Below are 24,170 nucleotides of genomic sequence, written 5' to 3' on the forward strand. Positions count from 1 at the left end.
CTATTGCCTGAATTGCCAGCCAAGGCTCGCCTCGATGCGCTGTGCGGCGCCCCGGACCGCGTCCGCGAAGCGGGACGGCTCCTCTCGGACCTTGAACTCCGGCAGCACGATCGAGATGGTGATCACGCAATGCCCGGAATCGTTGCGCACGGGTGCCGCGACACAGGCCACGGCATAGTCGGATTCGCCCGCCTGCACGGCGATGCCTGCGGCCAGCGCTTCATCGGATTGCTCGGCCAGCGCCACCGGGTCGACTGTTGCCCGCCCCGTCGGCGAGGCCTTGGCGCAGCGCCGGAACAGTGCCACCCGATCCTGAAAGTCGAGATGGGCGACCAGAAGCCGCCCCGAGGCCGTCCAGTTCAGCGGCACCCGGGTTCCGATCCGCGACGTGACCTTGAAGTGGCCGGGGCCCTCGGCCATCGCCTCCACCACCATCATGTCGCCGTCGCGGCCGCAAATCTGGACCGTCTCCCCGACCTCGCGGGAAAGCACATGCATCTCGTGGGTGGCGACAGTGATGATCTCGAGATCGCGGGCGTAGGCGAGGCCGTAGTGATAGAGCTTGGGACCGAGCCAGACTACGCTGCCATTGCGCGAAAGCAGGTCCCTGGCGACCAATTCCTCGACAATCGAATAGACCGTGGACAGCGGCGCCCCGACCGCGCGGGCGATATCGTAGCCGGTGGCTGGCCGCGCCGTCTCCTGAAGATAGTCAAGGATCTGGACCGATCGCTCGATTCCGCTGACCCGCGTCCGCCGCGGCCCAGTGGCGGAGGGCGCGGACGCCACGCCCATCTCACTGTCCTTCATCTGCCAGCTCTCCGTCACGCGATTCCGCGGACCCCTTACCGTAACCATGCTCCCGGAGGAACGCCATGAACAAACCCGATACCCGAAAGGCGCTCGGTCTTCGTGCGATCATCAATGTGTCGGGTACGATGACGGGGCTCGGCGCGTCGATCATCGTTCCGCAGGCCATCGAGGCCATGGCCGGGGTCATGCCGCAATTCGTCGAAGTGGACGAACTCCAGAAGGTTGCCAGCGGCGTCATCGCCCGATTGTGCGGAGCCGAGGCAGGCTTCGTCACGGCTTCCTGTTCGGCCGGCATCACGCTGGCGGTGGCCGGAGCGATGACGGGCAGCGACCTCTATGCCGTCGAACGACTGCCGGACACGACGGGCCTGAAGGACGAAGTCCTGATCATGACCGGGCACATGGTGAGCTATGGCGCTCCTGTCGAGCAAGGCATTGCGCTCGCCGGCGCCAGGGTGGTGCCGGTTGGCCAGGCCACGAGCGCACGACCCTATCAACTGGCTGGAGCGATCTCTGAACGGACCGCGGCCGCGGTCTATGTCGTCTCGCATCACACCGTCCAATACGGGCAGCTCCCGCTCGAAGAATTCGCCGCGATCTGCCGGGCAAGGGGGGTGCCGGTCATCGTCGATGCCGCATCGGAATACGACCTGAAAGGCTTCCTGGCCGCCGGCGCGGACATCGTGCTGTATTCGGCTCACAAGTTTCTCGGGGGCCCCACGGCTGGCATCGTCGCGGGTCGCAAGGAACTCGTGCGCGCGACATTTCTCCAGAACGGTGGCATCGGCCGCGGCATGAAGGTCGGCAAGGAGAGTATCGTTGGCACCATCGCTGCCCTGGAAGCCTGGGAGAAGCGGGACCATGCCGGCATCCGGGAACGCGAACAGGCTGCGCTTGCGCTGTGGCGCGAACGACTGGCCGAAAGGCCGGGCATCCGTGTCGAGATCGAGCCTGATCCGACCGACAATCCGCTCGACCGGCTCAAGCTCTTCGTTGAACCGCAGGCCGCCCATATCACGGCCTGGGACCTTGCCGATGCGCTCGCACGCGGGGAGCCGCCGGTCATCGTGCGCGATCACGAGGTCGAGCACGGATTCTTCTATCTCGATCCCTGCAACCTTCACCCAGGCCAGGAAAACACTGTCGCCGATCGCCTGACCGAAGAACTCGGCGCCGCCCTGCGGAGCAACGAGATCATCGCTACGCCGCTGCAGGAGCGCCGGGGCCGCCGGGCTGCGTATCTCAAGCGTTGGCCGGATTGACCGCTAGCGCACTGTTCGCAGGCTCGGGTTTGCGAGGGCCGAAGGCCGATCTTCGGCCCCGCACCAGGAGAGCCCGGCGCTCTTCGCGCGCGGGCGGACAGTACCGTCACGCCTTCAAGTGCAGGCTCACCAGCACGGTGATTTCCGCTCCCGCCGGCAGCGAGACCGCAACGCGCAGAAAATTCCCGAAATGCGCGAGCCGCTGGAAGGTCACGGCGTTCTCGCGCGCAGGCAGATCGAAGAGCGAACCTTCCGGGGCCCAATGCAGCCCATCGGCGGAAATCTCGATACGGGCCTGCGGCAGCGTGCCCTTTGGCGGCTTCAGGGCCCTCACGAAGACGATGGCTTCCTTGGCCCAGCCGGCCTCGTAGGGCTCGGTCGCGGCCTCGCCAGTCCAGGTTTCGTTGCGTGCAACGATGGCGGTGAGGTTCTCGGGGAGCATCAGAAATCTCCCGACAGGCAAACGGAATCGAGATAGGCGAAGGCGCGCTTGTCGGTGTCGGTCTCGGCGAAGAAGCCGAGATTGAGCATGCACCAGAGGTTCTTCATCGCCGGGATGCGGATCGACTCGTAAGTGCTCATGTCGAAGCTGCGGTCGTTCACCTGGAAGCCGGTGGCGCGCATCGTCGCGAGATCGAAGTCGAAGCGCAGATAGTGCCAGTTCACCTTGGTCGGGATCTCGTTGTAGCAGAGCCGCTGCTCGCCGCCGGGCAGGTCCTCCCAGTCATCCGGCGAAAGATGGTAGTGCGAGATCGTCTTGCCGGCGGAGCCGATCGGTTTGATCGGCGTGGTACGGCGCTTGAACTGCCATTTCTGGATATGTTTGCCATCCAGCGCATTGAGAAAGCGCAGATGCGGCATGACGCGCTCGCCGCCCGCGCCATGCTGGTCGCCGACCTGGAGATCATAGAGGAAGCCGAACGAGCGGATGTCGGTCTCGGAGAGCTGCAGTTCCGTCGCTTCCGGCTTGAAGGTGAAATAGGTCTCGAGCCGGATCGGCCCGGGCTTGCGGAAGGTCAGGCGCTTGATTGCCACGTTCTGCGCGCCCTTCTTCGGTCGCGTCGCGATCTTCAGGGCATAGGAGCCGTCGACGCCGCCATGCGAGCCGAAATCCCAGTTCGGCAGCGTCGAGAGCATGGCATGCGAATGCTGGGCATAGCCCGGCAGCATGGCATCGAGCGTGTCCTCGTAATTGCCGACGAGCTGGGTCCAGCCGCACATGCCGCGGTCGAAATCGTCGAGGCAGATGATCCGGGGCAAGGGATCGAAGCGGCTGAGCTGCGGATCCGCCTCGCGGATCGCACGGCGCATGTCGTCGAGTTGGGAGCTGGTCGAGGTCATTGGTCCTACCCCTTCACCGCGCCGGCGGTCAGGCCCGCGACGAGGTGCTTCTGCATGAGGATGACGAAGGCGAGCACCGGCAGCAGCTGGACGGCCGAGGCGGCGAAGAGCACACCCCATTCGACGCCCTCGACCGCGCCGATCATCTCGGCGACGACCAGCGGCGCGGTCTTGGCCTTGGTCGTGGTGAAGATGAAGGCGAAGAGGAACTCGTTCCAGGCATAGACGATGACGAACACCGCGACCGCCAGCATGCCTTGTGCTGCCAGCGGGAAGATGACGCGCCGGATGATCTGGAACTGCGAGGCTCCGTCGATCATCGCCGCCTCGTCGAGTTCGCGCGGAATCTGGTCGATGAAGGTGCGCATCACGATGGTGCCGAGCGAGACGAAGAAGGTCGCGTAGAGCACGATCAGGATGAGATGCGTGTCGTTGAGCCCGAGCCAGTTGACCACCGGGAAGAGCGGCAGGGTGATCACGATCGGCGGGATCAGCCGGATGAAGATCAGGAAGAAGGCGCTGGCCTGCAGGCCCCGGCTGGCGTGACGGGAATAAGCGAAGCCGGCGAGCAGTGAAACCGCGACTGCAAGCACGGTCGCTCCGGACGTGACCAGGAAGCTGTTCCAGAGCCCGTGGAAGAAGTCGCCCCAGCGGCTCCAGAGCAGCTCGTAATTGGCGAGCGTCGGCGTGAAGCTGAACCGCGAGGTCAACGAGAAGATGTCCCTGTCCGACTTGAAGGACGACATCACGATCAGCGCGATCGGCAGGATCGACCAGGCGGCGATCGCGAGGACGCCGAAGAGCTTCAGGATGGTAAGAGGGAGCGAGCGCTTACGCATGTTTTCTGAACATCTCCCGGTAGAGAGAGCGCAGGTAGAACAGCGCCAGCAGGAGTGAGGCGAGCACCAGCAGCCAGCCGGTCGCGGCCGCGGCTCCGAAGGAGTTGTACCGGAACGCCTCGAGATAGAGATAGACCGCCATCACCTCGGTGGTGCGCGCCGGGCCACCGCCGGTCATCAACCAGACCTCGGAGAACAGCCGGAAGGCGAAGATGTAACGGAACAGGGCCGCGATCAGCAGCGCCGGCATCAGCAGTGGCAAGGTGATCCGGCGGAACGCGATCCAGCGTGTCGCACCATCGATGGCACCGGCCTCGTAGAGTTCGTCGGGGACGGAAAGCCTTGCGGCGTAGATGATGATGAAGCTGAACGGCAGGTGCAGCCAGATCGAGAGCAGGGAGACCATGAAGAGGCCGTGAGACGGCTTCACCGCCCATTCGATCGGGGGCAGCCCGAACCAGGCGAGCGCCTGGCTCATCATTCCGACATCGGGCTCAAACAGATAACGCCACATCACCACCGCCGAGACCTCGCTGACCGCATAGGGGGCGAGCACAATGGCGAGCAGGAGTGCCCGGAAGGGCACGCCCGAGGCGAAGAACAGCGCCATGAGCAGGCCGAGCAGCAGTTCGACATGCACGACGACGGCAACGACGATGACCGTGTTGATCAGCGCCCGCCAGAAATACGGGTCGCCGAGCACCTTGGCGTAGTTGGCGAGGCCGACGAAGCTCGCGGCCTGCCCGAAGGAGGACTGGTTCAGGCTGAGCCAGAACACGTAGATCGCCGGCAGGAAGATGATGCCGCCGACCATCAACTGGACCGGGCTGACGAGCGCGAGGGCGGAGAGGGGCGTGCGGCTGGCCATGGCGCTCAGGCGATACGGTGGCGCGCGAGCATCTCGCGGTCGATCTCGATGCCGAGCCCCGGGCCTTGCGGCACGTCGAGCATGCCGTCGACGAGCTGATGGCCTTCGCCGACGACCGGTGTGGTGAAGCTGTCACGCAGCGGATTGGCGTAGACCATGCACTCGAAGGTCCGCAGGCTCTCGGCCGCGGCGGCAAGCTGCAGACTGGCGGCAACGCAGATCGCGCCCGACCAGCCGACATGGGGGGCATAGGCCGTATTGAAACTCGCGGCGAGTTCAGCGATGCGCCAGGTCTCGGTGATGCCGCCCGAGCGCGTGACGTCCGGCTGGATCAGGCCGAGCGAGCGGTCCTGCAGCATCGCGAGGGCCTCGCTGGCGACATAGTCGCTCTCTCCGGCCGCGAGCCGGATCGGCAGGTGTTGGGCGAGGCGGGCGTAGCCTGCGCGGTCATGCGGCGCGATCGGCTCCTCGAAGAAGCCATAGCCGAGATCGGCCAGCGCCCGCCCGACGATCATGGCGTCATCAACGTCATAGGCCCAGTTCGCGTCGACATAGAGGGCGATATCGTCGCCGGTGAGCTTGCGGATGAATTTGGCGCGCGCGACCGCATCCTTCAGGGGATGGCCGAGCTTGATCTTGATCTCGCGGAACCCGGCCGTCAGCGCTGCTGCGACCTCTGCTTCCACCGTCGCATCGTCGAGCCAGTTGATCGATGAGGCATAGGCCGGCACACGGCGGCGTCCCATGCCACCGAGCAGCTTGTGGATCGGTTCGCCGGTTGCTTTGCCGGCAATATCCCAGAGAGCGATGTCGATAGCGGATATCGCTTCGACCAGTTGCCCGCCGGGCCGCCCGGAGAGCGCATTGCGCATCAGCCTCCACAGGGCCCGCCGGTCTGCGGGATCCTTGCCAATCAGTCGAGGGCTCAGCGCATCGTCGATCAGGCGCGCATAGCCGGCGGCTCCGCGGCGCGCGAGCGCCTCGCCGTAGCCGGTGATGCCGTCGCTGGTCGTGACCTCGACGACAACGAGTTCGATCGCGGGATAGTCACCTTGTGAGGTGCGCTGCGTCTTCTCGAGTGTCGCCCGCAGGGGATGGGACTCGATCCTGGCGATGCTGCGGCCGGTCATCTGGTATCGGTCCCTGGTTTGCGGGGAGGCTGATCAACCTAACTGATAGGTTGATCAGTTGCAAACCTGCTCTGTATCTGTCAATCATGAAAGTGGAGGATGCGAATGACCGAAGCCGCGACACTGCCCGAGATCGACAGCGACCCGTTCGGCGCCTCCGATGTCGTGCCGACGCGGCTGGGCGATGCGTTGATCGCGCGCATTACCCAGGCGATCCATGATGGCAGGCTGAAGCCCGGCGACGCGCTTCCGTCCGAAGCGCGTCTTGCCGCATCCTTCGGAGTCAGCAAGCCGATCGCGCGCGAGGCGATCCGCCAGCTCGCAGCCATGGGCGTCGTCAATATCCAGCAAGGCAAGGTCACGCGCGTCCAGGCGCTCGATGCCGCTCCGCTCGATCGCTTCTTTCGCTTCGCCGTGAGAGGCAGCAAGACCGGGCTCACCGAGGCGGTCGAGCTGCGTCGCATCCTCGAGCCGCCGATCGCGCGTTACAGTGCCGAGCGTCGCTCGCCCGCCGATGTCGAGCGGCTGACGGGTATCCTCGTGCGCATGGAGGCGTCGCTCGGCGACGTGCCGCGCTGGATCGAGGCCGATCTCGATTTTCACGAGGCGATTGCCGCCTCCGCCGGCAACCGTCTGCTTGATCTTCAGATCCAGGGCCTTCGTCCGGTGATCCGCGAAGTGATGGAGATCTTCAATTCGCGCAGCACCCGCACGCAGGCCGACTGGCGCAAGACCTATGAGCGCCATGTCCGCGTTGTCGAGGCGATCCGTGCCGGCGATGCCGAGGCGGCGGAAATGGCCATGAACAAGCATTTCGAAGCGGCTGAAGCCGCCATCGCGGAACTCGCGACACTCGGGGAGGATCATCATGACGGCAGGAACAGGGTTGGACCGTAGGCAGATCCTGGGCGGCTTCATCGGCCTGAGCTTTGCCGACGCCGCTCCGGCCTTCGCGCAGCAGGGCGGTCCTTTCAACGTCTTCGCACATCGCGTGATGCAGACCGTCGCCACCGGTGCACAAGGCGGCGACATCACGAAGGACTGGGCGCAGAAGAATGGCGCCACGATCCAGTGGACGACCTTTGATACTGGTCCCTTGCAGGAGCGGCTGTTTCGCGAGGCAAGCCTCTCCGAAAGCACCGTCGACGTCGGCTTCGTGCTGAACACGCAGGTGATCCCGCGCGCCGCCAACCTGTTCGAGCCGCTCGACAGCTATCTGAGTCGCGATCCGCTGGAAGACCCGGCGGACATCTTTCCTGGCCTGATGGAAGGCATGAAGGTCGGCGGCAAGCAGCTCGCGATTCCGTTCCGCCATGCCTCGTCGGGGCTGCACTACAATGAGGAATTGCTGGCCGAGAAGGGCTTTTCGAAGCCGCCGGCCTCGATCGAAGAACTGGTCGAGATCGCCAAGGCCTGCACCTATCGCCGCACAGACGGCACCGCCGTGGTGGGCCTGTGCATGCCCGGCGTCACCTATCCGAACGTGATCGATATCGCTCGCGCCTGGGACGGCGACTTCATCACGCCCGACTTCAAATGCGTTGCCGACCAGCCACCGATGCTGAATGCCATCAAGCTCCTGCGCGCCTTGTTCGAGGCCGGTGCCTTCCCGCGCAATTTCGCGACGCTCTCGCCTGAGGACGTCAATGTCTGGATGCAGACCGGGCGCGCCGCGATGAGTCTGCAGAGCATGGGCCGCAATCGGATCTACAACGATCCGCAGAAGTCGAAATTTCCCGGCAAGGTCAGGACGGTCGCCGTCCCTGCCTCGAAGACGCTGGCCGGCAAATACGAAGCTGCGCCCGCCAAGGTCGAGTTCTGGGGCATGGTCATCCCCAGGAACGCCAAGCGCAAGGATCTTGCCTGGAGCTTCATCAAGGCAATGACCGCCAAGGATGCGACCCTGAAGGCTGCTCTCAACGGCAATGGCCCGGTCCGCGCCTCGACCTATGCCGATGCCGGCTTCGCCAACACCGTCCCCTATGCGGCGGAAGAGTTGAAGGTGCTCAAGGTCGCCCGTGTGCCGCTGCCGGCCTTCGACGAGGCGGCCCGCGCCGGCGACCTGTTCAAGGAAGAGGCCGAAGCCGCCGTGCTCGGCATGAAGACGCCGGAGGAGGCCATGTCCTCGCTCGTCAAGCGCGTGCGGCCCCTGCTGCCGGCCTGAACCATCTCTGACAATCGCGCGGCACAGCGCGGCAGCACCATCTGGAGGAACGCCATGGACAATCGCACTCTTACGCGCCGCCGCTTCGGCCTGCTCGCCACCGGAGCGGCCGCGTCGTTGGCTCTGCCGCGGCGAACCTTCGCTCAGGCCCGGACGGTGACGCCGCTCGGGCACCGCGTCCACCAGACCTCGGCCACGACGGGACCGGGCGGCGACGCCACCGAAGCCTGGCGCAAGCAGGCGGGCGCGGCGGTCAACTGGGTCACTTTCGGCGACGTCAACGCCATCCACGAGCGTCTCCTCCGCGAGGTCACGCTGGCCGAGACCTCGATCGATGTCGCCTATCTGCTCAACGGCCGTGCCGTACCGCGCAATCTCAAACTGTTCGAGCCGCTGGATGCGTTGCTGCGGGATGCGCCCGTCGAGGATTTCGCCGATTTTGCGCCGGGGCTGGTCGATCCATTGAAGGTCGATGGCGCCCTGCACGGCATTCCGGTTCGCCATGCCACCAATGCCTTGATCTATAATGAGGCGCTGCTGGAAGAACGCGGCATCACCAAGCTGCCTGGCACCTTCGAGGAGTTGATCGAGGCGGCGCGCAAGCTGACCTTCAAGCGTGAGGACGGCACACAGGTCAACGGCCTCGCTTTCACCGCGGTCTTTGCCTCCAATTTCCTGACGCTCGCCCGCTGTCTCGGCGGCGACTACATGACCAGCGATGGCAAGCTCGTCGCGGCCGAGGCGCCCATGGTGAAGGCCCTGGCGGTGCTCGCCGAGCTCTACAAGGCCGGCGTGCTCCCGCGCAATTTCGCGACCGTCAACAACGAGGAGATCACCACCTGGATGCAGCAGGGCAGGGCGGCGATGACGATCAACCCCTTCGCCCGGCTGGTGACCTATAACGATCCGGCCAAGGGCAAGTATGGCGGGCGCTTCAAGTCGCTGCTGCCGCCGATGGCCTCCGACCTCGTCGGCAAGGTCGCATTTGCGCCGACAGTCGAGTTCTGGTCGCTGGTGATCCCCAGGAACAGCAAGCAGAAGCCGCTGTCCTGGGATTTCATCCGGGCTCTCTCGTCGAAGGCCGGCACCAAGACGATGGCGCTGAATGGCAACGGTCCGGTCCGAATCTCGACCTATGCCGACCCGGCGCTGATTGCCGCGATGCCCTATGCGGCAGACGAGGCGGCTGCGCTCAAGGCCTCTCGCATCCACCTTCCGGCCTTCGACGAGCAGGCGCGCGCCCACGACATCTTCATCGAGGAGACGCAGGCCGCGGTGCTCGGCATCAAGCCGCCGCAGCAGGCGATGGACGACGCGGTGAAGCGCGTTCGCCCGCTGCTCGGCTAGGCGGGTGCAAGCGCTTCAAGGTCGCGTCGCGCTCATCACCGGCGCGGCGCGGGGGATTGGTCTGGCCGTGGCATCGGAACTGGCCAGGGCCGGTGCCCATGCCGTGCTTCATGATCGCGATGCGGCCGCAACCGAGGCGGCGCTTGAGCCGCTGCAAGGGGGCGGGCTTAAGGCGAGCGGCCTGATCGCGGATCTTGCCGATCTGGCCGCGCCGGTGCGGATGCGTGATGACCTGAGGGTTCAGGGCCTTGCCCCCGACATCCTGGTGCTGTGCGCTTCGGCCGAGCTCAGGGAGCGATGGGACGCTGTCAGCGATCGCGCCCTCGCATTGCAGAGCGAAGTCAACCTCCACGCCACGTTACGCCTGATCCAGGCCTTCCTGCCCGGCATGATCACGGGCGGCTTTGGCCGGGTGGTCGCGATCGGCAGCGTTCAAGAGGCCAGGCCCAATGCCGATTGCCTCTACTATGCCGCCACCAAGGCGGCCCAGACCAGCGTGATCCTGAATCTCGCGCGCACCGTGCGGGCGCCGGATGTCACCTTCAACGTGATCAAACCGGGCGCAATCCTGACCGATCGCAATCGCGCCGTGCTGGCCGACCCCGTCTATGAGGCAGCGGTCCTGGAGCGCGTCCCACTTGGGCGGATCGGCGCACCACGCGACTGCGCCGGGGTGGCGCTGCTGCTGTGCCGCGACGAGGGAGCCTATATCAACGGCGCCGAGATCGCGGTCGATGGCGGATTGCGATTGTAGCCCATGCGGCTGGCGGCTGCCGCGAGGCATGCGGGACGCTTCACGCCGCGCAGCCCGGCGTTTGCGCGCTTGCCCTCCCGGCCGGTCGGGACCTCATGACGCGGCGGTCAAGGGGCATCCTGTCACCGCAGCACGACGACCTTGGTACCAGTCCTGACGCGATCGTAGAGGTCGACAACATCGCGATTGGTCATTCGGATGCAGCCTGACGATACGGCCGCTCCGATGGTGTTGGGCTCATTGGAGCCATGGATGCGATACAGGCTTGATCCGAGATAGAGCGCGCGCGCGCCCAGGGGATTGTCGATGCCGCCCGGCATGTAGCGCGGCAAATCGGGCCGGCGTTTGAGCATCTGCGCCGGGGGGCGCCAATCCGGCCATTCGCGCTTTCTCGTGACGAACTTGGTCCCCGACCAGCTAAAGCCCTGCCGTCCGACGCCGACGCCATAGCGGATCGCCTGCCCGTTCCCGAGCACGTAGAAAAGTCGCCGCTGGCTCGTTGAGATGACGATCGTGCCAGGCGCGTATTGCCTGCCCCACGGCACGATCTGGCGAGGGATCGGCTGTTCGCTGAAGATGTTCAGGAAATCGGCAAGCCCGCGGCTGACCGTATTGTCGTAGGCGTGGGCAGGCGCTGAAAGCGCCAGCGCCGCAACGAAAAGAACGATAGCGCGCAGCATGTCCGGCCCTGCAACGCCCCCACCCGGAGATTCAAGGGAGAAATGGAGAGGACGTCAAGACGGAATGCGCCAGCGCAGACTGGCGCGCGGCCGGAGCTCAGCGCCGCGCATATCTTGGAGGCGTCAAGCTGCGCGCAAACCAGTCGATGAAGCCGATGATGTCGAAGACCGGGCGTCCGGTCGCCTCTGCAATCGCAGCGGCGTGAGGCGGCAGATTGGTGCATTCGCAGAGGATCGCCCCGACATTGGGATGCCTGGCCACGAGCGCCAGCGCTGCATCGATGACCTCCCGCTCGAGCGTCGCGAAATCCGAAATTCCGCCCTGGCCGCCATAGACGCGACGAAACAGGCTCTCCGGCGCCAGGCCTTCGATCGGCGTGTCCGTCCTGACGCCGACTGCTGCGAGGTGCCTTCGGGTCAGCGCGTCCGCTGCGAAGGTGAGGATGCCGACCTGTTGGCCGGCGGGTAGCATCGCCTCGATCACCGGTGCCTGGAGCAGGCTGCTCGTCGCCACCGGCACCGGCAGCGCGGCCGCCATCTCCTTCTGCAGGAGCGCCAGGAAGCCGCAGCTCGTCGTTATGCCGCGCACGCCGGTCGCGACGAGATCGAGCGCCGCATCGATGAAGGGTTCGAGCAGTCCGGCGGCCTGCCCATGGACCACCGCATCCGGACTTGCGCCGCGCACAACACGGAACTGCACCGGGAAAGGCCATGTCCGCCCGTTGCCGATATCGCCGGGCAGGCGCTGGAACTGCGTGTCGAGCATGAGCACGCCGATCCCGAGATCGGTTACGACGCCGGTTGCCCGCGCGGAAGTGAAATTGCCGTTCACGATGCCATTTCCATGCTCGAGTGTTTCGCGATGGTCGCCACGACAATGCATCGGACCGCCAGGTGCTGCGGCCAGAGATAGGGAAGGCGGCCCACCCCGATGGGCTTCAGCGGAGGTCGATGGTCGTCTCGACACTGTGCTGAAGCGAGGGCACATCCTCTGACGTGAGACTCATCCGCAGGCGCACGACGCGTCCCTGCAGGTCTCCTTCGCGTACGACGCGCTCGATCTCGCGTTGAGAGGTCACTCCGACCTCCTTCAGGAACTTCCGGACGGCCATGTTGAAACGGTCCTCATCCATGATCGTTCTCCAAGGTCGCTGCCAAGGGCTGCATGCGTCGGTGATACACCCAGATGAGCTCACCGGCAGCAGCGCGCATGCGAGAACATGCCAGCCTTTGGCATCGAACGAGGGTCACCCTTCGTTCGGCGTGTCCTCCGCATGGATCGGAAACACGGGCTGGCGGAGCTGCGTATAGGGCAGCGAAGCGATCTTGCTGGTGCAGGGGCCGGCCGTCGCAACCGTGTAGCTGCCCTTGGCGATTTTGTCGTAGGCGCGCCGATGCGCCACGGCCGCCTTGACGCCGATCGCCTTCATCGACTCCGGATGGATGCCCTGCGAGCGGAACTGCCCAAGGTCGAAGGGAGGCGTCTTGCGGCTGGTCAGCAGCACGCTGATGCCGCGTCCAGTGGTCACCACGGCGGAGGGCCCCATGCTGAAATGGGCACCCTGGGAGGCGGCGAGATGGCTGTTCAGGTCCTCCAGCGCAAAGTCGCCATCGCTTCGGCTGACGAACCGGGCCTCGATCTCGACCGGGCCTTCGGCGATGGCGCTCCCCTTGCCGCCGACCGAGATCCTGCGGACATCGCCCGGCCTGGCATCAGCAAGCGCGGCAACCGCCGCCGCGTCGGCAATGGCGACGGCACAGTTCTCGACCTGATGGCGCAGGAACGCGCGGAGCACGGACGTGCCGTCGCCTGGCGCGCCGCCACCGATATTGTCCGCCGGCTCGACGACGATATAGGGGCCGCCCGGGAGGCGCAGCAGCTCCGCGACGGCGCCGTCGAGATCCCACTCGCTCGGCAGGCCGAAGGCGCGCAAGGCCACGGCCGTTTCACTGAGCCGCGCCAGGGCTTCGCGCGCCTCAGCTTCCGCTCCCGTGGTCACCACGCAGAATGCGACGCCGGCCTCGGGAACATCGGAGAATGAATAGCCGCCGACGACGTTGACAGCCCAGATCGCGGGATCCTCGCTTTCGATCGCCCGAGCCATGGCCTCAAGCTCGCGCATCGGCCGGTCGGCCGTTCCGGTTCCTGTCGGTGGCCACATGACGGGGGCGTTGCACGAATACATGCGCGGAAGGCTGTTCTCGTTCAGGGCCCGCGCGAGCAGCTGCGCCGCGCGCTTGGCCGATTCCCGAGCATCGGTGTGAGGGTTCTCGCGATAGGCGACGAGGCCGTTGGCGTGTGCAGCCATGGCCGCGGTGAAATTCGCGTGGAGGTCGAAGACACCGAAGACCGGCAGGTTCTCGCAGCCGGGCACCGCACGGATATGGGCGAGCAAAGCGCCCTCCGGGTCGAGACATGCCGACGTCACCATGGCGCCGTGCAGCGCGAGCCAGATGCCGTCGAGGCCGCCATTCGCGAGGGCGGCCGTGAGCCCCGCGTCAAACTCGCCTCGGAAGCGATCGAAGACAGCCTGTTCGACGGTGCCCGAGGGCAGGGCGGTGTAATCGATGGTCGGCACGACCTCCCATCCCTCGGCTTCCGCCACCTCCAGGAAGCCATCGAGGGTGGAACCGTCCCCACGCCGCTGCAAGATCTCGCCGCCACGTCGGATCGTGAAGTCGGCAAGTGTCGTAATCTCGTCGACGAAGCTGTGCGTCTCGTGGAACAGCGCGGCGAGCAGGATGCGGCGGGTGCGTGACATGCGGACGAAACCAATCTCGACGGGTGTGGCGTTACTCCATTTCGGACGCCGGATCGTTCCGGATCAAGGCGCCATTATTCCGTCTGGAGAAACCACCTTGCTTTGACAGGTGGAAGCGACCTCCCGTTAGATCGGCGCGGGGAGCGGGACGATGCGGCTGCTTCGTCTCGCCGAGCGGGGGCTATCTGCATGCGCGTCTTCGTTGCATCGCTGGCGACAGAAACCAACACCTTCGCTCCGCTCTTCGTCGATCGCAGCGCCTTCGAGGCGGCCTTCTACTGTCCGCCGGGCACTCATCCGGAAACGCCGACACTGTGCTCGGCGCCGATGGTCGCCGCCCGCCGCCGGGCCGCAAGCGAGGGCTACACCCTGATCGAGGGCACCGCGACATGGGCGGAGCCTGCAGGGCTTGTCTCGCGCGAGGGCTATGAAAGCCTGCGGGACGAAATCCTTAGCCAGCTGCGCGCCGCGCTTCCCGTCGATATCGTGCTGTTTGGCCTACATGGCGCGATGGTCGCGCGCGACTACGACGATTGCGAGGGCGACCTGATGGCGCGTGCGCGCGCCATCGCCGGTCCCGACTGCATCATCGGGGCCGAGCTCGACATGCATTGCCATCTGACCACTGAGATGGTCGATGCGGCGGACGTCATCGTTGCCTTCAAGGAGTTTCCGCATACGGATTTCCTCGATCGGGCCGAGGATCTGCTCGAGCTCTGCCTGCGGGCCGCGCGTGGCCAAGTGAAACCCGTCAGCGCCGTCTTCGACTGCCGCGGGATTGCGAGCTTCATGACAAGCCGCGAACCAGGCCGCAGTTTCGTCGACCGTATCCAGGCGATGGAAGGCCGGGACGGTATCCTGAGCATCTCGGTCGCGCACGGCTTCCAGGCGGCGGACGTGGCGGATGTCGGCACGAAGGTGCTCGTCATCGCCGATGGCGATGCGGACAAGGCGGCGGCGCTCGCCAAGACGCTTGGGCTGGAAATCCTGCGCTGGGGGCCCAGCGGTGCGGCGCCGAAGCACTACAAGCCTGATGAGGGTATCGAGGCCGCGCTGGCACTGGCGCAGGATGGCCGTCCCGTCATCCTCGCCGATCGCTGGGACAATCCCGGCGGCGGCGTCGCCGGCGATTCCTCGGTGATGGTCGAGGCTTTGCTCAGGCGGCCTGAGGTGCCGGCTGCGATCGGAGCGCTCTGGGACCCTGTCGCGGTGAGTCTGTGCCGGGCTGCCGGGGTCGGAGCTGAAATATCCCTGCGCTTCGCGGGAAAGGCTGCGCCCTCATCGGGCCGGCCGATCGATGCCACGGTGGTGGTCACAGGCACGACGCCCGACCTGGTCGTGCCATTCGCGCAAAGCTGGGTTTCGCTCGGGGCGGCTGCGGCGATCCGCATCGGCAATCTCGACATCGTTCTCGCCTCGACGCGCGCCCAGACTTTCAGTCCTCCGGTCTTCACCAATCTCGGCGTTGATCTGGCCGCGAAGCGGGTCGTGGTGGTCAAATCCTCGAACCATTTCCACGCGGCCTTTGCGCCGATCGCGGCCAGCGTTCTCTATCTCGACAGTGGCGGTCCCTATCCACCGGATGCCAGCAAGATCCCCTACACCAAGATTAGCCGCCCATTCTCGCCGCTGGACCCGAACCCATGGCTCTGATCGCCTCCGGTGGCGCGCTACCGCGTCTGTCACTCGCCGATATCGACGATCAACGACTCGACGGGCTGAGCAAGGGGTTGCCGCCAGGCATATCGGGCCTGCGACTGGGCGATATCGGGACGCAAGGCTGGAATGTTCTGGCCGGCGACCTGCCGCTCCCGCTTGCGGTGATCCGCGAGAGCGCGTTGCGGCGGAACAGCGAATGGATGAGCGCGTTCACGGCGGGCAATGGCCTCGTGATCGCGCCCCATGGCAAGACCACCATGGCTCCGCAGCTCTTCGACCTGCAGATTGCCGACGGCGCCTGGGCCATCACCGTGGCGACGATCCAGCAGCTTCAGGTGTGCCGCCATTTCGGCGTCAGGCGCGTGATCCTCGCCAACCAACCCGTCGGGCGCCAGGAAATCGCCGCCTGCCTCGACGCGGTGATGGATGAAGGCTTTGCGTTGTATTGCCTGGCCGACAGCGTCGAAGGCGTCGCATTGCTGGCGGAGGCCGCCCGGCGTGCGCCGCCGCCATCAGGCAATCCTTTGCGCATCCTGGTCGAGATCGGCTTCGTGGGCGGCCGGACGGGCGCGCGCAGCCGAGACGAGGCGATGGCGATTGCCCGTGCCATTCATGGGGCGGCTGGGCTGCAACTCGCTGGCTTCGAATGTTTCGAAGGGTTGCACAGTGTCACTGCGGGTGCAGACCGCCTGCTCGATGACATGATCGACGTGGCGCTGGCGGCCGAAGCGGAGGGTTTGCTCGGTCCCGATCCGATGGTGCTGAGCGCTGGTGGAACCTCGCTATTCGACCGCGTCGGAGAGAAATTGAACGCGGCGTCCTTTGCACGGCCAATCGTGAAGGTGCTGCGCTCGGGCTGCTACCTGACCCATGATTCAACAGCCTATGCCAGTGCATTCCAGCGCATCGTCATGGAAACCAGCTTGACCCTGCCGGCGGGCGGCCTCGAGCCGGCGCTTGAGGTCTGGGCCTATGTCCAGTCGAGGCCCGAGCGCGGGCGCAGCCTGCTCACGGTCGGCAAACGCGACATCAGTTATGATGCGGGCATGCCGGTCGCACTGCACTGGTTTCGTCCAGGCATGGGCAAGCCCGAACGGATGCCGGCAGGGCACACGGTTCTCGCGCTCAATGACCAGCATTGCCATCTCGGCACGCCGGAAGAGAGCCCGCTTCAGGTCGGCGACATGGTCGGCTTCGGCATCGGTCATCCCTGCACGACCTTCGACAAATGGGCCCTGCTGATGCTGGTCGACAACGATTACGGAGTGCGGGGCGGAATCAGAACGTTCTTTTGAAGAGCCCTTCGCGGGATCTGTGTTTCTCGTTGTGGAACCCGGAATCCTTGACGTGAATTCTGGTGACTCATAGCCTCGATCTCAGAGAGGGATGGTCTGCGGGTGGACAGAAGCGGGCGCCGACAGGCGCCGCGCTTCATGCGGCGGGCGCTGATGGGAGATCAGCGTCCTGCAAGCGTCAGGCCGAAATCATGCCCTCTGATCATATGTGGAAGGATCGTTTGTGAAGCCTCCGTCATTCCCGATGATCGCCGCCGAGCCGGATATGGCAGAGGAGCTATCGCGCCGCAGCCTGCTGCGGCTCGTGCTTGCCAGCAGCACCTTGGCGCTTTCGCCCGCGATCATGGTCGGCGACGCTGCGGCCGAGACGCCGGTTTCCGGTGGAACGCTGACGATCGGCGCCGATGCCGATCCGATCGGGCTCGATCCGGTCACGCTCACGGCGTTCTCCTCCTATGATTTCACCAGCCTGATCTATACGGGGCTGCTGCGCTGGTCCGCGCAGATGAAGATCGAGCCCGACCTCGCGCTGAGCTACGATCAGCCCGATCCCAAGACCTATGTCTTCCGGCTGCGTCAGGGCGTGAAATTCCACAATGGCCAGGATTTCACGGCCAATGATGTGAAGCATACTTTCGATCGCATCCTGAATCCCGCTTCCGGCAGCCGCTTGCGGGCGTCCTATTCCAGCGTCGATGCGGTCACCGTCATTGACCCCTACACCGTCAAATTCCAGTTGAACGCGACGGATGCGGCCTTCCTGAGCAATCTGGCGACCAGCCCCAATGGTGCGATCGTCCCGGCCGGCGTCGAAAATCTCAACACGCAGCCCGTCGGAACCGGCCCCTTCGTTTTCGAGGCCTATCAGCCGAACCTGCAATTCTCGCTGACCGCGCATGCGAGCTATTACGAGAAGGGGCAGCCACATCTCTCAAGGGTGGTGTTCAAGTTCTACAAGGATCAGGCCACGCTGACTTCGGCGCTGCGATCACGGGCGATCGACATGACCTGGCTGAAGGACCCGAAGGTCGCGGCGGCGATCGCGCGGACCTCACCCAACCTGGTCTCCGCTCCCGGTCAGACCTCGCGGACCTTTCCCGTCTGGCTGAACATGAAGGCCAAGCCCCTGAACGATATCAGGGTGCGCCGCGCGCTCAGCCTTGCGACCGACCGCAAGGCCTGCCTCGACACGATCCTGGGCGGCTCGGGCAAGATCGGCGCGATGATCCCGGAGAGCCAGGTCGGCGGCTATGATGGCACCGGGGAACTGCCCTATTACAAGCATGATCCGGCCGCGGCGAAGGCCCTGCTGGCCGAGGCCGGTTATCCCGACGGCATCGATCTCGGCAATTACATCATCGTCGCAGCCAATCCGCTCGATGTCGCCTGCGCGCAGATCCTGCAGCAGCAATGGCAGGCGGCGGGAATCACGGTCAAGCTGGTGCCGATGGAGACGGCGCCATTGTTGACCATGTGGACCACCGGTACATGGCCGACGCTGCTCTCCGTCGCCCTGTCCTGGACGCCGGATTCGGACGCGACCCTTCAATACATCACGTCGGGCAGCAATACGGGCAAAGGCATGGGATCGAACGATGCGGAACTCGACAGGATGATCCTCGAGGCCCGCGCCGAACTCGACCTCGGCCTGCGGGCGGCCAAGAATTTGGCAATCCAGCGCCACATCGCCGATCAGGCCTACATCATTCAGGTTTACCAGTACCCGCTTCGCTGGGAGATCTGGTGGAACTACGTCAAGGATTACGTCCCGATCGCTGCGAATATCCGCTCCTTCGTGCGCACCGCATGGCTGAAAAAATAGCTTCCCCCTTTGCTCTCGGCACGCTGGGCGCCGGTCGATGAAGCGCTTCGTCCTGGGGCGCCTCGCCTGGATGCTGGCCATCCTGCTGGCGGTCTCCTTCATCGCCTTTGCGATGATGCGGGCCCTGCCGGGCGATTTCGCCATCGCCGCGGCGGGGTCGCAGAGCGTCGCACCAGAGGTCCTGGCGGCGATCCGGCAGGATCTTGGGCTCGATCGTTCGCTGCTGGCGCAATATTGGGCCTGGCTCGGTCATGCGATCCTTGGCGATCTCGGCACGTCCTTCGTGACGCGCCAGCCGGTCCGGCCGGAATTGTTCGACCGGCTTGCGGTGACCTTCCAGCTGACGCTGGTCGCCGCGATCATCTCGATGGTGATGGGAGTGGCGACCGGGCTTGCTGCGGCGCGCATGCGGGGCACGGTCGACTGGATCGTCCGGCTCTATAACGGCGTAATGCTGGCCGTGCCGAACTATGTGGTCGCGACGCTGATCGTGCTGCTCTTCGGCCTCTATTTCCCGCAGGTCTCGATCTTCGGCTACACGCCGTTCCTCGAAGATCCACTCGCTAATATTGGCAGCCTGCTGCTGCCGGCGCTCGCTCTGGCCCTGGCGGTCTCGGTCACGATTTCCGAGAATACCCGTGCTGCCGTCCTCGAGGTGGCCAACCAGGATTTCGTCATGGTCGCCCGCGCGAAAGGGCTGCCTCCCGGCAGGATCCTGCGCGACTACCTTGTCCGCAACGCCATGACGCCGGTCATTACCGCAACCGGTCTCAAGATCGCGGCGCTGCTCGGCGGCAGCATCCTGGTCGAGACCATCTTCGCCATTCCCGGAATGGGCCAATATCTGTTCGATTCCATCAATAGCCGCGACTACCCGGTGATCCAGGCCATCGTCCTGACGGCTTCCGCCATCGTGGTCGTGGTCAATACGATGATCGACATCGCCTACGCGCGGGTCGATGCACGGGTGAAGCTGTGAAGGTGATCTCGAAGAACGCAGTTCAGAACCAGGCCCTCGGCGTGCGCGCGGTCAAATGGAGGCCCCGGCTCACGCAGGGCGGACTGCTGCTCGGGATCGGACTGGCGATGTTGGCGACGATGTTGGTCGTCACGATCTTCGCGCCCTTCATTGTCCCGTTCGATCCTTCCGCGACCTCGCCCGACTCCCTCGCCGGAGCCAGTGCGCGCCACTGGCTCGGCACGGACTCGATCGGGCGCGACGTCCTCAGCCGGCTGATCGTCGGTGGCCGCACTACGCTTCTGATCACGATCACGGCCGTCTTCATCGCACTTGTCGGCGGTCTCGTTCTTGGACTGCTCTCGGGCTACCTGGGCGGCCTGGTCGATGACGTGATCATGCGCGTTCTGGATGTGGTCTTCGCCTTCCCGGTGATGCTTCTCGCGATTGCGGTGGTTGCAGCCCTGGGGCCGACCATTCCCAATCTGATCCTGACCATCGCCATCGTGTATACGCCGGCCATGGCCAGGGTGGTGCGCGCGCCCGTGCTCAGCGTGAAGCAATGGGACCATGTCGAGGCCGCGCGCAGTATCGGCATGAGCGAATTCCGGCTGGTTCTCCGCCATATTCTGCCGCTCGTGGTCTCGCCAATCCTTGTGGCGACTAGCCTGACCCTGTCCCAGACGATCTTTACGGTGACGGCGCTGTCCTTCCTCGGGCTCGGCCCGCCACCGCCCGATCCGAACTGGGGCGGCATGCTGTCCGAAGCGCGCCAATTCATGGAACTGGCGCCGCTGACCGTAATCGGTCCCGCCGCCGCGATCGTGTTCGCGACGCTGACCTTCATCATCCTGGCCAATGGCCTGCGCGACGTATTCGATGTCGGGAGCGTGCGATGACCGGCACTGGTCCGCTCCTGAGTGTCCGCAACCTCACTGCCAGCGTCACCACGCGCCGCGAGGTCATCCAGGCCGTGCGAGGCATCTCCTTCGATATCGGCACTGATGAGGCGGTCGGTTTCGTCGGCGAATCCGGTTGCGGCAAGAGCGTCACGGCCAAGGCTCTGATGCGGCTCACGCCTGAAGGCACCTCTGTCGCGCTTGGTGGCGAGGTCCGCTTCGTCGGGCAGGACATCCTGGCAAAGAGCGAGGCGGAGATGCGCGCCCTGCGCGGACGGCGCATCGCCATGGTCTTCCAGGACCCGATGACATCGCTCAATCCGGTGCTGAGCGTTGCCGCGCAGATGACCGATATGCTCCGCCACCACACCGGGCTGTCCGGCAAGGCGGCGCGGGAACGCTGCATCGAGCTGCTCGCCCAGGTCGGGATACCCGATGCGGCGCGGCGCCTCGACGATCATCCGCACGAGTTCTCGGGCGGCATGCGCCAACGCGTCATGATCGCGATGGCGATTTCCTGCGAGCCGGACCTGCTGATCGCCGATGAGCCGACGACGGCGCTCGACGTCACCGTGCAGGCGCAGATCCTGCGGCTGCTGTTGCGGCTGAAAGAGGAGCGCGGCATGGCGTTGATGCTGATCACCCATGATTTCGGCGTCGTGGCCGGCATGGTCGACCGGGTCAACGTGATGTATCGCGGCGAGATCGTCGAAGCCGGAGCGATCGAGAACGTCTTCGCCTCCCCTCAGCACGCCTATACGCGAGCCCTGCTCGATGCCGTGCCGCGTCTTGATAGCGCCGGGCAGATGCGATGACCGGTCACAATCCCGCTGCACTCGCCGAGGCGCTGTCGACGCCACTGCTTCAGGTCCGCGATCTGTCGGTGCGCTTTCCCGGCAGGGGCGACGGCAAGGCGCTGAAGGCGGTCGATCGCGTCTCCTTCGATATCGGGCCCGGCCAGACGCTGGGGCTCGTCGGGCAGTCCGGTTCGGGCAAGAGCACGACCGGCCGGGCGATCCTGCAGCTGCAGAAGACATATTCCGGCTCGGTGAAACTGCTCGGCGAGGAATTGACCACGATGCCGGCCGCACGATTGCGGCAGATGCGGCGCCATATGCAGTTCGTGCTGCAGAATCCGTATTCGAGCTTGCACCCACGCATGACGATCGGACAGATCCTGCGCGAGCCGCTTCAGGTGCATCGCTCGGTGCCTCCTGCCCGGCTGCAGGAACGTGTCGCCGAGCTTCTGGACCTGGTCAGCCTCGATCCGGGGATGATGCAGCGCTACCCGCACGAATTCTCCGGCGGCCAGCGCCAGCGCGTCGTCATCGCCCGGGCACTGGCGGTCAACCCGGATTTCATCGTCTGCGACGAGCCGGTCTCGGCGCTCGACGTCCGCACCCAGGCGCAGATCGTGGACCTGTTGCAGTCGCTTCAGGCGAAACTCGGCCTTTCTTACCTGTTCATCGCGCATGATCTCGCGATCGTTCGCGAAGTCGCCGGTCGCGTGGCGGTGATGTATCGGGGCCGGGTCGTCGAAATGGGCAGCGCCGCTCAAGTCTATGACAGCCCCGCCCATCCCTATACGCGCGTATTGCTGGATGCGGTGCCGGTCCCGGATCCCGTCCGCCAACGCGAACGGCTCCGGCGGCCGCCGCCGGATCTGCGCTTTCTCGAAGGCGATGGCGGCGGCTGTGTCCACGGCGACGATCACGCGAGCAGCAACAGTGCGGAGTGGCACGAAGTCGAGGCAGGTCACGGCGTCTCGTGCCGCTATTGGCCGCGCCGGGAAGCGCTGCCTCGTGAGCCAAGCGAGGTCGGGAATACAGGTTCGTCGGCCCTGTGAAGATTGGAGCGGTTTCTTCTTGCGAAACAGGGAATCCTTGACCCGAAATGGCGCCGTCAGTACGTTTTTCCCATGTTTTGGCGCATTGCGACAGGTTCAACCGGCGTGAGCGCTCAATAGCGAGGTGTGCGAGCCATTGAGATCGCCTTGCCGTCTCGGCTGGCGAACCGTCGTTTTCCGGGAGGGATTCTGTGCGCTTGGCCTTGATTCACATTGTGCAGGAAACGAACGATTTCAATCCTGTACCGACCACGCTCGCAGATTTCGAGGCATTCGGCCTGTATGAGGGGGCCGAGATCGCGCGTCAGTTTGGCGAGATCGGGCAGATCGGCGGTCACTATGCAGCGGTGGCCGAATCCGGCCTTGCGGTCGAGACGATCCCGATCATCAGGGCCTGGAGTGTCGCCGGCGGCCGGATTACGCGCGCGGCGTTCGATTTCTTTCAGGACAAGATCCGGGCCGGGCTCGCGGCTGTCGGCCCGATCGACGGACTCGTCCTGCAACTCCACGGTGCCGCTGCGGCCGAGAATATCGACGATGTCGAAGGCGAGCAGGCCGAGCTCTGCCGTTCGATCCTCGGATCCGAAGTCCCGATCCTGCTCGGCCTCGATCATCACGCCAACATCACCCGCAAGATCATGGCCAATTGCACGGCGATCGTCGGGCACCGCACGCAGCCGCATGACGTCTTCGATACCGGCAAGATCGGGACGGCTCTGTTACTCAAGATTCTCGCGGAGAAGCGCCGACCGGTGATGGCCTGGCGCAAGATTCCGCTGCTGTCGCATCAAGAGCAGTTCCTGACGTCGAAGGGGCCGATGAAGTGCTGGTTCGATCGGGCTCGCGAGCTGGAGTCCGATGAGCGCGTGCTGCAGGCGTCGAACTATCCGATGCAGCCCTGGCTCGACGTCGCCGAGGGCGGCTGGTCGACGATCGTCGTCACGGATGGCGACTCGTCCCTGGCCGAGACCCTGGCGGATGAGCTCGCCGACCTCGCCTGGTCGATGCGCGATGATTTCCAGGTCCGGGAGGCCGTCTCGGTCGACGAGGCCGTGCGCAAGGCCGACGCTGCGGAGCGCGGTATGGTCGTGCTCAGCGACACCGGCGATACCGTCTTCGGTGGCTCCGCCGGCGACAGCAACCTGATCCTGGAATCGATCCTCAGGCTCGGCATCGGCAGCCGCGCGCTGATCCCGCTGATTTCGCCGCAGGCGGTCGCGACGCTGGTTGCGGCCGGCGAGGGCGCGCAAGTGACGCTCCCGCTGGGCGGCGATGCGGCGCCGGCGTTCTTTACGCCACTCGACGTCACCGGCACGGTCCGGCGAATCGGGGGCGGGCCCGTGCCGCTGATCTACAACCACCAGAACGAGGTCGATATGGGCCGGGTCGTTGTTTTCGACGTCGGGCCCGTGACCCTCCTGATCAGCGAATTGCGCGGAGTCGCCGGCAATGTGCCGGGCGTCTACGAAGCCTTCGGCGTCGATCTCGCCGACTACAAGATGGCTGTCCTCAAGACGGCGTCGAATTTCCAATATTTCGCGCCGATCTCCTCGGAGGTCATTCGTGCCGATACGCGCGGGCCCGGGCAGTCGGACGTCTTCACCTTGCCCTGGGCGCGGATTCCGCGCCCCGTCTATCCACTTGAAACAATAAGCGACTGGCGGGCGCATTCGTCCCAGCCAGGAGCGGGGATGAGCTGACACGAAGACCAACCAAAAAGGGGAGTATGCC

General features: G+C 65.2%; 23 protein-coding genes. 13 read left to right on the plus strand and 10 right to left on the minus strand.

Features of this window, described 5'->3' with window-relative positions:
* Entirely contained in the window at window positions 1–810 is an 810-nt protein-coding gene (locus BIWAKO_RS12555) for an IclR family transcriptional regulator (RefSeq protein WP_069878961.1), read from the minus strand.
* Window positions 811–875: 65 nt separating this feature from the next.
* Between BIWAKO_RS12555 and BIWAKO_RS12560 the strand changes: the two genes are divergently transcribed.
* The gene (locus BIWAKO_RS12560; RefSeq protein WP_069878962.1) at window positions 876–2,075 is read left to right on the plus strand and encodes an aminotransferase class V-fold PLP-dependent enzyme; all 1,200 of its coding nucleotides are present in this window, start codon (window positions 876–878) and stop codon (window positions 2,073–2,075) included.
* Window positions 2,076–2,181: 106 nt separating this feature from the next.
* Here BIWAKO_RS12560 and BIWAKO_RS12565 read toward each other — a convergent pair whose 3' ends face one another.
* From BIWAKO_RS12565 to BIWAKO_RS12585, 5 genes are read right to left on the minus strand one after another with little or no spacing between them, the layout of a single operon-like run.
* Window positions 2,182–2,517 carry a hypothetical protein gene (locus tag BIWAKO_RS12565; RefSeq protein ID WP_069878963.1) on the minus strand — a complete coding sequence of 112 codons (336 nt, stop codon included), beginning with the start codon at window positions 2,515–2,517 and terminating at the stop codon, window positions 2,182–2,184.
* A complete protein-coding gene (locus tag BIWAKO_RS12570; RefSeq protein WP_069882416.1) occupies window positions 2,517–3,386 on the minus strand; it encodes a DUF6772 family protein in 870 nt (289 codons plus the stop codon). The genes BIWAKO_RS12565 and BIWAKO_RS12570 overlap by 1 nt, the downstream gene beginning before the upstream one ends.
* Before the next feature lie 35 nt (window positions 3,387–3,421).
* Complete coding sequence (locus tag BIWAKO_RS12575; protein ID WP_069878964.1) at window positions 3,422–4,255, minus strand: carbohydrate ABC transporter permease; 834 nt, start codon at window positions 4,253–4,255, stop codon at window positions 3,422–3,424.
* The gene (locus tag BIWAKO_RS12580; RefSeq protein ID WP_069878965.1) at window positions 4,248–5,123 is read right to left on the minus strand and encodes a carbohydrate ABC transporter permease; all 876 of its coding nucleotides are present in this window, start codon (window positions 5,121–5,123) and stop codon (window positions 4,248–4,250) included. Before BIWAKO_RS12580 ends, BIWAKO_RS12575 begins: the two co-directional genes overlap by 8 nt.
* A 5-nt stretch (window positions 5,124–5,128) precedes the next feature.
* Window positions 5,129–6,253, minus strand: a complete 1,125-nt coding sequence (locus BIWAKO_RS12585) for a mandelate racemase/muconate lactonizing enzyme family protein (protein ID WP_069878966.1) — start codon at window positions 6,251–6,253, stop codon at window positions 5,129–5,131.
* Between the two features lie 105 nt (window positions 6,254–6,358).
* Here BIWAKO_RS12585 and BIWAKO_RS12590 point away from each other — a divergent pair, with 105 nt between their 5' ends.
* The 4 genes from BIWAKO_RS12590 to BIWAKO_RS12605 are packed head-to-tail and all read left to right on the plus strand — an operon-like array spanning window position 6,359 to window position 10,518.
* A complete protein-coding gene (locus tag BIWAKO_RS12590) occupies window positions 6,359–7,150 on the plus strand; it encodes a FadR/GntR family transcriptional regulator (protein ID WP_069878967.1) in 792 nt (263 codons plus the stop codon).
* Window positions 7,122–8,417 carry an ABC transporter substrate-binding protein gene (locus BIWAKO_RS12595; protein WP_069878968.1) on the plus strand — a complete coding sequence of 432 codons (1,296 nt, stop codon included), beginning with the start codon at window positions 7,122–7,124 and terminating at the stop codon, window positions 8,415–8,417. The genes BIWAKO_RS12590 and BIWAKO_RS12595 overlap by 29 nt, the downstream gene beginning before the upstream one ends.
* Before the next feature lie 54 nt (window positions 8,418–8,471).
* Complete coding sequence (locus BIWAKO_RS12600; protein ID WP_069878969.1) at window positions 8,472–9,764, plus strand: ABC transporter substrate-binding protein; 1,293 nt, start codon at window positions 8,472–8,474, stop codon at window positions 9,762–9,764.
* A gap of 4 nt (window positions 9,765–9,768) precedes the next feature.
* Window positions 9,769–10,518, plus strand: a complete 750-nt coding sequence (locus BIWAKO_RS12605) for an SDR family NAD(P)-dependent oxidoreductase (RefSeq protein WP_069878970.1) — start codon at window positions 9,769–9,771, stop codon at window positions 10,516–10,518.
* 122 nt (window positions 10,519–10,640) lie between these two features.
* Here the strand turns inward: BIWAKO_RS12605 and BIWAKO_RS12610 are convergent, their stop codons facing one another.
* From BIWAKO_RS12610 to BIWAKO_RS12625, 4 genes are all read right to left on the minus strand, one after another.
* The gene (locus BIWAKO_RS12610; protein ID WP_069878971.1) at window positions 10,641–11,198 is read right to left on the minus strand and encodes a L,D-transpeptidase; all 558 of its coding nucleotides are present in this window, start codon (window positions 11,196–11,198) and stop codon (window positions 10,641–10,643) included.
* Between the two features lie 97 nt (window positions 11,199–11,295).
* Complete coding sequence (locus BIWAKO_RS12615; RefSeq protein ID WP_244523430.1) at window positions 11,296–12,030, minus strand: aspartate/glutamate racemase family protein; 735 nt, start codon at window positions 12,028–12,030, stop codon at window positions 11,296–11,298.
* Window positions 12,031–12,136: 106 nt separating this feature from the next.
* Window positions 12,137–12,331 carry a DUF6494 family protein gene (locus BIWAKO_RS12620; protein WP_069878972.1) on the minus strand — a complete coding sequence of 65 codons (195 nt, stop codon included), beginning with the start codon at window positions 12,329–12,331 and terminating at the stop codon, window positions 12,137–12,139.
* 114 nt (window positions 12,332–12,445) lie between these two features.
* Window positions 12,446–13,960: a M81 family metallopeptidase gene (locus tag BIWAKO_RS12625; protein WP_069878973.1), complete on the minus strand. Its 1,515-nt coding sequence runs from the start codon at window positions 13,958–13,960 to the stop codon at window positions 12,446–12,448.
* A 189-nt stretch (window positions 13,961–14,149) separates the two neighbouring features.
* Here BIWAKO_RS12625 and BIWAKO_RS12630 point away from each other — a divergent pair, with 189 nt between their 5' ends.
* The 8 genes from BIWAKO_RS12630 to BIWAKO_RS12665 all read left to right on the plus strand — a co-directional run bounded on the left by BIWAKO_RS12630 (window position 14,150) and on the right by BIWAKO_RS12665 (window position 24,139).
* Window positions 14,150–15,613: a M81 family metallopeptidase gene (locus BIWAKO_RS12630; RefSeq protein ID WP_069878974.1), complete on the plus strand. Its 1,464-nt coding sequence runs from the start codon at window positions 14,150–14,152 to the stop codon at window positions 15,611–15,613.
* Window positions 15,604–16,914 (plus strand): alanine racemase, encoded by a 1,311-nt coding sequence (locus BIWAKO_RS12635; RefSeq protein WP_069878975.1) that lies wholly within the window; start codon window positions 15,604–15,606, stop codon window positions 16,912–16,914. The genes BIWAKO_RS12630 and BIWAKO_RS12635 overlap by 10 nt, the downstream gene beginning before the upstream one ends.
* A gap of 223 nt (window positions 16,915–17,137) precedes the next feature.
* On the plus strand, window positions 17,138–18,736 hold the full coding sequence (locus BIWAKO_RS12640) for an ABC transporter substrate-binding protein (protein WP_244523431.1): 1,599 nt from the start codon (window positions 17,138–17,140) through the stop codon (window positions 18,734–18,736).
* A gap of 37 nt (window positions 18,737–18,773) precedes the next feature.
* On the plus strand, window positions 18,774–19,715 hold the full coding sequence (locus tag BIWAKO_RS12645; protein ID WP_069878977.1) for an ABC transporter permease: 942 nt from the start codon (window positions 18,774–18,776) through the stop codon (window positions 19,713–19,715).
* A gap of 2 nt (window positions 19,716–19,717) precedes the next feature.
* On the plus strand, window positions 19,718–20,593 hold the full coding sequence (locus BIWAKO_RS12650; RefSeq protein WP_244523432.1) for an ABC transporter permease: 876 nt from the start codon (window positions 19,718–19,720) through the stop codon (window positions 20,591–20,593).
* Window positions 20,590–21,408, plus strand: coding sequence for an ABC transporter ATP-binding protein (locus tag BIWAKO_RS12655; protein ID WP_069878978.1), 819 nt, complete (start codon window positions 20,590–20,592; stop codon window positions 21,406–21,408). Before BIWAKO_RS12650 ends, BIWAKO_RS12655 begins: the two co-directional genes overlap by 4 nt.
* Complete coding sequence (locus BIWAKO_RS12660; RefSeq protein ID WP_074471543.1) at window positions 21,405–22,439, plus strand: ABC transporter ATP-binding protein; 1,035 nt, start codon at window positions 21,405–21,407, stop codon at window positions 22,437–22,439. Before BIWAKO_RS12655 ends, BIWAKO_RS12660 begins: the two co-directional genes overlap by 4 nt.
* Before the next feature lie 191 nt (window positions 22,440–22,630).
* Window positions 22,631–24,139, plus strand: a complete 1,509-nt coding sequence (locus BIWAKO_RS12665; RefSeq protein WP_069878979.1) for a M81 family metallopeptidase — start codon at window positions 22,631–22,633, stop codon at window positions 24,137–24,139.
* Window positions 24,140–24,170 lie beyond the last annotated feature (31 nt).

Origin of the sequence: Bosea sp. BIWAKO-01, assembly GCF_001748145.1 — a bacterium.
Taxonomy (GTDB): domain Bacteria; phylum Pseudomonadota; class Alphaproteobacteria; order Rhizobiales; family Beijerinckiaceae; genus Allobosea.

Coding starts and splice junctions, on each gene's coding strand:
- BIWAKO_RS12575 (WP_069878964.1), bottom strand. CDS start 4,255: ATGCGTAAGCGCTCGCTCCCTCTTACCATCCTGAAGCTCTTCGGCGTC.
- BIWAKO_RS12555 (WP_069878961.1), bottom strand. CDS start 810: ATGAAGGACAGTGAGATGGGCGTGGCGTCCGCGCCCTCCGCCACTGGG.
- BIWAKO_RS12610 (WP_069878971.1), bottom strand. CDS start 11,198: ATGCTGCGCGCTATCGTTCTTTTCGTTGCGGCGCTGGCGCTTTCAGCG.
- BIWAKO_RS12645 (WP_069878977.1), top strand. CDS start 18,774: ATGAAGCGCTTCGTCCTGGGGCGCCTCGCCTGGATGCTGGCCATCCTG.
- BIWAKO_RS12620 (WP_069878972.1), bottom strand. CDS start 12,331: ATGGATGAGGACCGTTTCAACATGGCCGTCCGGAAGTTCCTGAAGGAG.
- BIWAKO_RS12585 (WP_069878966.1), bottom strand. CDS start 6,253: ATGACCGGCCGCAGCATCGCCAGGATCGAGTCCCATCCCCTGCGGGCG.
- BIWAKO_RS12600 (WP_069878969.1), top strand. CDS start 8,472: ATGGACAATCGCACTCTTACGCGCCGCCGCTTCGGCCTGCTCGCCACC.
- BIWAKO_RS12560 (WP_069878962.1), top strand. CDS start 876: ATGAACAAACCCGATACCCGAAAGGCGCTCGGTCTTCGTGCGATCATC.
- BIWAKO_RS12625 (WP_069878973.1), bottom strand. CDS start 13,960: ATGTCACGCACCCGCCGCATCCTGCTCGCCGCGCTGTTCCACGAGACG.
- BIWAKO_RS12635 (WP_069878975.1), top strand. CDS start 15,604: ATGGCTCTGATCGCCTCCGGTGGCGCGCTACCGCGTCTGTCACTCGCC.
- BIWAKO_RS12595 (WP_069878968.1), top strand. CDS start 7,122: ATGACGGCAGGAACAGGGTTGGACCGTAGGCAGATCCTGGGCGGCTTC.
- BIWAKO_RS12655 (WP_069878978.1), top strand. CDS start 20,590: ATGACCGGCACTGGTCCGCTCCTGAGTGTCCGCAACCTCACTGCCAGC.
- BIWAKO_RS12630 (WP_069878974.1), top strand. CDS start 14,150: ATGCGCGTCTTCGTTGCATCGCTGGCGACAGAAACCAACACCTTCGCT.
- BIWAKO_RS12590 (WP_069878967.1), top strand. CDS start 6,359: ATGACCGAAGCCGCGACACTGCCCGAGATCGACAGCGACCCGTTCGGC.
- BIWAKO_RS12570 (WP_069882416.1), bottom strand. CDS start 3,386: ATGCGCCGTGCGATCCGCGAGGCGGATCCGCAGCTCAGCCGCTTCGAT.
- BIWAKO_RS12660 (WP_074471543.1), top strand. CDS start 21,405: ATGACCGGTCACAATCCCGCTGCACTCGCCGAGGCGCTGTCGACGCCA.
- BIWAKO_RS12565 (WP_069878963.1), bottom strand. CDS start 2,517: ATGCTCCCCGAGAACCTCACCGCCATCGTTGCACGCAACGAAACCTGG.
- BIWAKO_RS12580 (WP_069878965.1), bottom strand. CDS start 5,123: ATGGCCAGCCGCACGCCCCTCTCCGCCCTCGCGCTCGTCAGCCCGGTC.